At 71.3% G+C, this 1668-nt stretch carries 1 protein-coding gene and 1 pseudogene; one reads left to right on the forward strand and one right to left on the reverse strand.

Annotation, left to right across the window (positions count from 1 at the left end):
- Nucleotides 1-554: pseudogene (locus tag N878_RS19720) on the reverse strand (AraC family transcriptional regulator); the annotation flags it as partial.
- A 179-nt stretch (nt 555-733) separates the two neighbouring features.
- Here N878_RS19720 and N878_RS19725 point away from each other — a divergent pair.
- A partial coding sequence (locus N878_RS19725; RefSeq protein WP_021445281.1) for a glycoside hydrolase family 3 N-terminal domain-containing protein occupies nt 734-1668 on the forward strand: 935 nt, incomplete at its 3' end.

The raw sequence follows: 1668 nt of genomic DNA on the forward strand, positions 1-1668 counted from the left end.
GCCAGGCCGCCCTTCAGGCGCAGGCCCTGGCGCAGGCCGACCTGGGTGAGCAGGGCGTGGTCGAGCAGCTCGTGGGCCAGGCTGCTGGCCAGCAGGCGCTCGCCCGGCTCCCGCCAGTCGAGTGCGCACAGCCGGCGAAAGCGCGCGGCCTGCGCGGCGTCGTCGAGAAAGGTCGCTTCCTCCAGCTGCAGGCTGCGCGGTTCGCGATCGAGCAGGGCGACCGCGCCGAGGGCGAAGCGCTCCTGGTCCACATAGAGGTGGGCCAACTGGATCTCGCCGTTGATGATCCAGGCCGACTGGTGCTCGGCCGGCAGGATGCACAGCTTGTCCGGCGCGCCCTTGGCGCCCGGCCGCTCGCGGCGGAAGGTGCCGGTGCCGCCGGCGAGGTAGCAGGACAGGGTGTGATGGCTGGGCGCCAGGTAGTCGCGGGCGTCGTGGGCATTGCTCCAGCGCGCCACCGCCAGGCCGTGGCCCAGCTCGGCGAGGGCGTGCAGGCGCGCATTGGCCGAGCGGCTCATGCTCTGAAATACCTGCAAGTGATCGAGTTGCGCCATCGCCGTCCCCCTGATGCCGCCATGCTACGCCGCCGCTGCCGCCTCGCCAGCCCCCGGGGGAGAAAAAGCGCAACTTTGTGCAAGCGCGAATTTTTTCCCCGCCCCCGGCGCGCGCCGTGCGGAGTCGGAGTATCGTGGCGACAATTTTGCCCAGCCCTCGTGCCCGGATGCCGACCTCGATGAAACGCCTGCGCCACCTGCTGTTTGTCACCCTGATCGCCGCTCCCGGCCTGCTCCTCGCGGCGCCGCCGGTGGCCGAGCGCGACGTGCTGATCAGCGAGCTGATCGCGCGCATGAGCCTGCAGGAGAAGATCGGCCAGCTGCGGCTGATCAGCATCGGCGGCGACATGAGCGCCGAGCGCATCCGCGAGGAGATCGCCGCCGGGCGCATCGGCGGCACCTTCAACTCGGTGACCCGCCAGGACAACCGGCCCATGCAGCAGGCCGCGCTGCGCAGCCGCCTGGGCATCCCGCTGTTCTTCGCCTACGACGTGATCCACGGCCATCGCACCACCTTTCCCATCGGCCTCGGTCTGGCCTCCAGCTGGGACCTCGAGGCCATCGAGAACAGCGCCCGCATCGCGGCGCTGGAAGCCAGTGCCGACGGCCTGGACATGACCTTCGCGCCCACCGTGGACATTTCCCGCGACCCGCGCTGGGGGCGCACCTCCGAAGGCTTCGGCGAGGACCCGCAGCTGGTCTCGCAGATCGCCGCACGCATGGTGCGCGGCTTCCAGGGCGCCGCGCCGAGCGATCCGCAGCGCATCATGGCCAGCGTCAAGCACTTCGCCCTGTACGGCGCGGTGGAGGGCGGGCGCGACTACAACGTGGTCGACATGAGCCCGCTGCGCATGCACCAGGACTACCTGCCGCCCTACCGCGCGGCGCTGGAGGCCGGCGCCGGCGGGGTGATGGTGGCGCTCAACGCGATCAACGGCGTGCCGGCATCGGCCAACAGCTGGCTGCTGCGCGACCTGCTGCGTCGCGACTGGGGCTTTCGCGGCGTGGTGCTGAGCGACCACGGCGCCATCTCCGAGCTGATCCGCCACGGCGTCGCCGCCGACGGCCGCGAGGCCGCGCGCCTGGCGCTCAAGGCCGGTATCGGCATGAGCAT

Source organism: Pseudomonas sp. EGD-AK9, from assembly GCF_000465935.2.
In the GTDB taxonomy this organism is placed as follows: domain Bacteria; phylum Pseudomonadota; class Gammaproteobacteria; order Pseudomonadales; family Pseudomonadaceae; genus Aquipseudomonas.